General features: G+C 65.6%; 6 protein-coding genes and 1 tRNA gene. 5 read left to right on the top strand and 2 right to left on the bottom strand.

Annotated features, from left to right (window positions below; all coding sequences use genetic code 11):
* The 3 genes from ACTIFJ_RS08895 to aguB all read left to right on the top strand — a co-directional run.
* Nucleotides 1-192, top strand: a 192-nt coding sequence (locus tag ACTIFJ_RS08895; RefSeq protein WP_439533748.1) for an SAM-dependent methyltransferase, incomplete at its 5' end; no start/stop codon positions are given.
* Between the two features lie 51 nt (nt 193-243).
* Nucleotides 244-1,218, top strand: coding sequence for an agmatine deiminase family protein (locus tag ACTIFJ_RS08890; protein ID WP_439533747.1), 975 nt, complete (start codon nt 244-246; stop codon nt 1,216-1,218).
* A gap of 2 nt (nt 1,219-1,220) precedes the next feature.
* Complete coding sequence (gene aguB / locus ACTIFJ_RS08885; RefSeq protein ID WP_439533746.1) at nt 1,221-2,084, top strand: N-carbamoylputrescine amidase; 864 nt, start codon at nt 1,221-1,223, stop codon at nt 2,082-2,084.
* Here the strand turns inward: aguB and ACTIFJ_RS08880 are convergent.
* Together ACTIFJ_RS08880 and ACTIFJ_RS08875 are read right to left on the bottom strand one after the other, a co-directional pair.
* Nucleotides 2,081-4,285: a PAS domain-containing sensor histidine kinase gene (locus tag ACTIFJ_RS08880; protein WP_439533745.1), complete on the bottom strand. Its 2,205-nt coding sequence runs from the start codon at nt 4,283-4,285 to the stop codon at nt 2,081-2,083. The genes aguB and ACTIFJ_RS08880 overlap by 4 nt on opposite strands.
* 149 nt (nt 4,286-4,434) lie before the next feature.
* Nucleotides 4,435-5,082: a uracil-DNA glycosylase gene (locus ACTIFJ_RS08875; protein ID WP_439533744.1), complete on the bottom strand. Its 648-nt coding sequence runs from the start codon at nt 5,080-5,082 to the stop codon at nt 4,435-4,437.
* Here ACTIFJ_RS08875 and folK point away from each other — a divergent pair.
* Both folK and ACTIFJ_RS08865 read left to right on the top strand, forming a co-directional pair.
* Nucleotides 5,071-5,580 carry a 2-amino-4-hydroxy-6-hydroxymethyldihydropteridine diphosphokinase gene (gene folK, locus ACTIFJ_RS08870; protein WP_439533743.1) on the top strand — a complete coding sequence of 170 codons (510 nt, stop codon included), beginning with the start codon at nt 5,071-5,073 and terminating at the stop codon, nt 5,578-5,580. The genes ACTIFJ_RS08875 and folK overlap by 12 nt on opposite strands.
* A 334-nt stretch (nt 5,581-5,914) precedes the next feature.
* Nucleotides 5,915-5,990, top strand: a tRNA-Lys gene (locus tag ACTIFJ_RS08865).
* Nucleotides 5,991-6,403: the final 413 nt, after the last annotated feature.

Genomic DNA, 6,403 nt, shown 5'->3' with positions numbered 1-6,403 from the left:
GGCGGCGCCTTCGTCGCCAAGGTGCTGGCCGGCGGCGGCGACGGCGCCCTCACCCAGGCGCTGCGCCGCCAGTTCCAGTCGGTCAAGCACGTCAAGCCGCCCGCCAGCCGCAAGGGCTCGAGCGAATGGTATGTCGTCGCCCAGGGCTTCAAGGGCGCACCCGCGGTCGCCGGGTCTGCCGATAACGCTTGAGCAACCGCGCCGGCGCTGGCAAGTCAGGCGGATGATCATCCGGAACGCCTCATGACCGCCCGCCAACCGGCCGAGTGGATGCCCCACAAGGCCACCTGGACCGCCTTTCCCAGCGCCGCCGACCTGTGGTTGGAGGATCTCGCCCTGGCCCAGGCCGAAGTCGCGGCCATGGTCCGCGCGCTCGCCGCTGACGAGCGGGTCGAGCTTCTGGTCGCCACGCCGGAGGCCGAGGCCGCCGCCCGCGCCGCCTTCAAGGGCCTCGATGTCGGCATCCACGCCTATGGCTTCGGCGATATCTGGCTGCGCGATACCGGCCCGCTGTTCATGACCTCGCCCGTCGGCCAGGCGGCGGCGGCGTTCCGATTCAACGGCTGGGGCGGCAAGTATCAGCTGGCCGGCGATGACGGCGTCGCCACCTTCGTCGCCAACGCCGCCGGCATCCCGCTCGCCCGGCACGACTGGGTGCTGGAAGGCGGCGCCATCGATGTCGACGGCACCGGCCTCGCTGTCACCACCGAGCAATGCCTGCTCAATCCCAACCGCAACCCGCGCATGGACCGCACCGAGATCGAATCGCACCTGCGCCGCGACCTCGGTATCGATGACGTGTTGTGGCTCGGCGATGGGCTGGCCAACGACCATACCGACGGCCATGTCGACAATCTCGCCCGCTTCGTCGCCCCGCGGACGCTGGCGCTGCCCGAACCCGGCCGTGACGACCCCAACCGCGCCGTTCTTGTTGACGCCATCGACCGCGCCCGTGATTTCGGCCTCGAACTGGTGATGATCCCCTCCGCCGGCCGCGTCGAGCGCGACGGCGAGCTGGTGCCGGCCAGCCACATGAACTTCTACATCGGCAATCGCACGGTCATCGTCCCCACCTACGGCGTCGCCACCGACGACGCGGCCGTTGCCGCCATCGGTGCCTGCTTCCCGGATCGCACCGCCATCGGCCTGCGCGCCGACCATATCCTCTCCGGCGGTGGCTCGTTCCACTGCATCACCCAGCAGCAACCGGAAGTCTGACCATGCGGGAGATCACCGCCGCCGGCCTCCAGCTCGCCTTCTCGGGCAACCGTGACGCCGATATCGCCCATACCGTCGCTGGTGTCCGCGAGGCCGCGGCCGCCGGCGCGCAGCTCGTGCTGCCGCCCGAGCTGTTCGAAGGGCATTATTTCTGCCGCCATGAGGACGAGGGCCTGTTCGCCAACGCGCAGCCGCTGCTCAAGCACCCGGCCGTCGCCGCGATGCGCGATCTCGCCCTCGAACTGAAGATCCACATCCCGTGCAGCTTCTTCGAGGCCGATGGCCCGCACCATTACAACAGCCTCGCCATGATCGACGAGGGCGGCAACATCATGGGCACCTACCGCAAGAGCCATATCCCGGACGGGCCGGGCTATGAGGAGAAATTCTATTTCCGCCCGGGCAACACCGGCTTCAAGGTCTGGCCGACCCCGCTAGGCGTCATCGGAGTCGGCATCTGCTGGGACCAATGGTATCCTGAGACAGCACGCGCCATGATGCTGATGGGCGCCGAGATCCTGCTGTTCCCGACCGCCATCGGCAGCGAGCCGCACGACCCCAATCTCGATACCAGCCGGATGTGGCGGCGCGCCATGCAGGGCCATGCGGTCAGCAATGTCGTCCCCGTCATCGCCTGCAACCGCGTTGGCACCGAGGAGGCCGGCACCCCGCACGCCCAGACCTTCTACGGCACCAGCTTTGCCTGTGATGAACGCGGCGACATCGTTGACGAGCTGGGGCTGACCGAAGAGGGTCATGTCATCGGCCGCTTCGATCTCGATCGCGCCGCCCGGCACCGCGCCGCCTTCGGCTTCTTCCGCGATCGCCGGCCCGATCTCTACAAGCGCCTCGCCGAGGACATCTAGGGAGCCGGCATCTCCGGCAGTGGCACGCGGATCTCGAACCGCGCCGCCTCGCCGGCGCCTGGCTGGACCATTGTGCCTTTCAGCTGGCGGACCAGCGTCTTGATCATCCGCATGCCCAGCCCCTGGCGCTTCGCCGGGTCATAATCTGCGGCCATGCCGACCCCGTCGTCGAACACCCGCAGCGTCAGCGCCTTGTCGGAGGCGGTCAGCTCGATCTCGATGCAGGCGCCGCCGCCGCCGCAATGCTTGAAGGCGTTGGTCACCAGCTCGTTGACGATCAGCCCCATCGGCACCGCCTCATCGACCGGCAGCCCGACCTCGACCGTCCGCATCTTCAGCGTCACCTGGTCATGGCCCAGCGAATCCCGCAGGTCGTGGCAGATCTCCTCGAGATAGGTGCCGAACTCGACGACGCCCAGCTGCTTGCCCTTGTACAGCCGCTCATGGATGCGCGCGATCGCCCCGAGCCGCGCCGACGCGACAGTCAGCGCCTCCTTCACATCGGCCGATGTCGCGCCGCTGGCCTGCATCGACAGCAGTGCCGAGGTCATGGCGATGCTGTTGCGCACGCGGTGGTCGATTTCGCGCAGCAGCATGTCCTTGTCCGCCAGCGCCTGCTTCAGCTCGGCCTCCAGTGCCATCCGGTCCGAAAGATCGTAGAAATAGCAGACCACGCCGTGCGTCCCGTCCGGCAGATCGATCCGGTCGATCCGCCAGTCATATGCTTCGCTCCGGCTCGTATTGCTCCTTTGCTCCATCGTGCCGGGGTCGACATAGGTTTCTCCGGTCGCCAGGGTATGCTGAAAATGCCCAATGACTTCGTTGGCATAGCGGGGTGGCCAGAATATGCGGATGATTTCCTTGAAATCTCGGCCGATCAGCGGCTCTATGCCGGCGAATACTTTTGCCGCGCCTTCGCTGACATGCAGCAGCTGGAATTCACTGCCCACCACATATACCCCGAACGGCGTGTTGCGGACCAGGGCCTCGAACGTCGCGGCATTGGCAGCCAGCTGAAGTCGCGTGAGCGTCGACGCTGTGACATCCTCGGCGATCCCGGCGACGCGGATCGCCTCTCCGTCGCGGCCTGTGGTGACGAATGCCCGGTCATGGATGTGGCGGATGCCCGTGCCGGGCACGTCGAGCCTATAGCGGACGTCCGTGTTCTTGCCGGCATGATGCCGGGCGCGTGCCTCATGCAGGATCGGGCGATCATCAGCATGAATATGCTCGAGGAAGGCGCGCGGATCGGCGTACAGCGCGCTCGCCGGCTGCTGCCAGATGCCTTCATAGGCCCGGCTGACATAGGAAATCCGCCGCTCGTCTATCTCGTACACATAGAAAACGGCATCGATATTATCGGCCAGCTGGCGAAACCGGACCTCGTTCTCGCGTAGCTCGGTGATGTCAGAATGTACGCCCACCCATTCGCGGATGGTCGTATCGTCGTTGAGCACCGGCACGGCGCGAATGGCAAAGCGCCGCCATACCCCGTCATGCCGCCGCACCCGATGCTCGAACACGAACGGCTGCTGGGTGGCCACCGCGTGCTGCCAGGCCTCCATGGTCGGCTGGGCATCGTCCGGATGCACGGCTGCCGCCCAACCGAGCCCCTTGTATGCCTCGAAACCTTGCCCCGTCAGCGCCGCCCATCCGGGTTGCTCATCGACCATCCGGCCGGTCGGGTCATTGGTCCACAGCACATCGGCAAACGCCCTGACCGCGCCCTCGAAGCGGTCGGCATTCTCTCGCGCCGCCCGTTCAGCCCGATAGCGCTCCGTCACATCCCGAAAGAACACCGCGAGACATCCGTCCTCGACCGGGTAGGCCCGCACCTCAAACCAGGCCCGGCGACCATCCGGCCAGATCTGTTCGCTGATGATGTTGCGGGGAACACGGTCGCGCATCGCGTCGCGCGCCATCTGTCCCGCTTCGCTGGCGGCGCTGTGCGGGTAGACCACCCAGTGCGACCGGCCGACGATCTCCTCGCGCGGCCGCGTCTCCAAGCGTAGCGCCTCGGCATTGGTGTCGAGAATGGTGAAGTCCGGCGACAGCAGGAAAAAACCTTCGCGCATGGCATCCAACACGCCGCGCAGGTGCTTGTCTGTCCCCGTCGCGCAGACATGGCTATCGCCCGTCGGCGCCGTATTCGCTGCCGCACCAACGCCCCCCGGGCTGGCCGAACTTCGTTCTGCCGTCACAAATGTTCTTGTCCCACCATCGCTCGTCGCAATCTGCCGCCGTCGAAAATAATGTAAAGGTTTACATTGAACGCTAATGCAGCGCAGCAATAATGTTGATGGGATTGACAGGCATAACAACGATCATTGCGCCTGGCATCGAACGCTGTTCAGCCCCGTTCTGTCATCGCCGTCCGAAATACCGCCTCGAACATCTCGGCCGTCAGCCGCCCTGTGTTGGTGTTGAGCCGGCTGCAATGATAACTGTCGACGATCGTGTAGCCAGTGTGCAACCGGTGTACGGCACCATGCGCGAACGGCGTCTTCGGCAGCTTGCCGCCACAAGCCTTGACCGCCGACTGATGGGCAATCTGCCCCAGCGCCACGATCGTCCGCGCCCTCGGCAATGCCGCCATCTGCCCGACCAGGAATGGCCGGCACATATGCACCTCGGCCGGCGTCGGCTTGTTGCCCGGCGGCACGCAGCGCACGGCGTTGGAGATGAACACCCCCTCCAGCCGCAACCCGTCATCGGGCCGGGCGTCGTAGACGCCCGACGCCAGCCCGCAGCCGATCAGCGTCTGGTAGAGCAGCGTGCCCGCCGTATCGCCGGTAAACGGCCGCCCGGTCCGGTTGGCCCCGGCCACGCCCGGCGCCAGCCCAACCACCAGCAGCCAGGCCTCGGGGTCCCCCCATCCCGGCACCGGCGCGTTGAACCAGTCGGGGTTGCGCGCCCGGTTCTCCTGGCGATAGGTGACCAGCCGCGGGCACAGCGGGCAGTCTGGATCGGGTTCGGCTTGGGTCAATTGGGCGATCATCAGGGCGTATTGACGCTGATCGGGCTGGGGAGCAACCGCCGTCATGGCCGCCACGGCGTGCCGGAAGCCGTGCTGCGCGCCGCTGTCCGCGCGCTGGCCGATGCCGGCTTGCCCCTCGATCAGCTGTCCCGCCTCCATGCCACGGCGCCGATGGGCCCGGGTGGCCGCCGCTTCGCCAATGCCGTGCTGCGCACCCGCTGGACCGGCAGCGCCATCGACCTGCTGCACCTCATCAAGCGCATCGAGCAGCAATTCGGCCGCCGCCCGTCCCGCCGATGGGGAGACCGGGTGCTCGATCTCGACCTGTTGGCGCTCGGTCAGATGCGCGTGTCGGGCCCCGGCCTCACGCTGCCGCATCCGGGCCTGCCGCACCGCCGCTTCGTCCTGGATCCGCTGGTCGAGGTCGCCCCCGGCTGGCGCCATCCGGGGATCAACGCGACCGCCAGACAGTTGCGCGCCCGGCTCCTGCGGTCCCGGCCTGCCGTCAGGACGGTATAGCCAGGGGCGGGTAACCAAGATCATGTCATTGTCTTCGATCGTGCATGGGCAACGGCCGTCTGCGACGCCAGCAACGCCATCAGGCTTCTACGGGCGCATCCGATAGCGGGTACGGCCCGCGCCGTGCGCGACATGAAACAGGTCATTGAATTTCGGCTCCTCAGCACGAGAGCGATGGCAGCTAGGCGCACCCTGCATGTGCGGGTGAGGGATCAGCGTTGATTTGATGACAATGCAGCCGATATGGCGATGCGACCGCCAGACAGTTGCGCGCCGGGCTTTTGCGTCCTAAACCGCGCCGTCGTCGGCGTCCTGCACTGCGCCTTCGTCGCGTGGGCCCATAGCTCAATCGGTAGAGCGCGCGCCTTTTAAGCGCTAGGTCGCGGGTTCGAATCCCGCTGGGCCCACCACGCCTTCCCGCGCATCATCGCAGTCACAGGCGCAGGCGTTCGGAAGGCCGTCGGCCTTATGTCATCAAGATAACGGCTTTTCAGTTCGTAGGCGGAGCAGTCCGCGGCGCGAGCGGCCCGTCAATGTCGATCATGCGAATGCAGATAAAGGATGCCCTATGGTCCTGACCTGGGCGATCCTCGGCCGGCAAACTAGATGCGACCTCGAATTGTGCCAGCACCATATACCGTGGAAACACTGTAATGAATTATGGAATTCCGGGGTAATATCCTAGTCGATATGTCTCAGGACTGGGTTAGTCATCTAATTGTAAAAGCAAACCAGGAACTTCATCAAATATAAAGTTGTCGCGTGCATGGTCCAAAAAGTAAGGGTAAATACCTATGCTTGTTAATCATGTGTTATCTTTTTC

This window comes from Polymorphobacter sp. (genome assembly GCF_051860865.1).
Lineage (GTDB): Bacteria > Pseudomonadota > Alphaproteobacteria > Sphingomonadales > Sphingomonadaceae > Sandarakinorhabdus.
The sequence above is the reverse complement of the archived record's forward strand: the minus strand, read 5'-3'. Positions and strand labels throughout refer to the sequence as shown.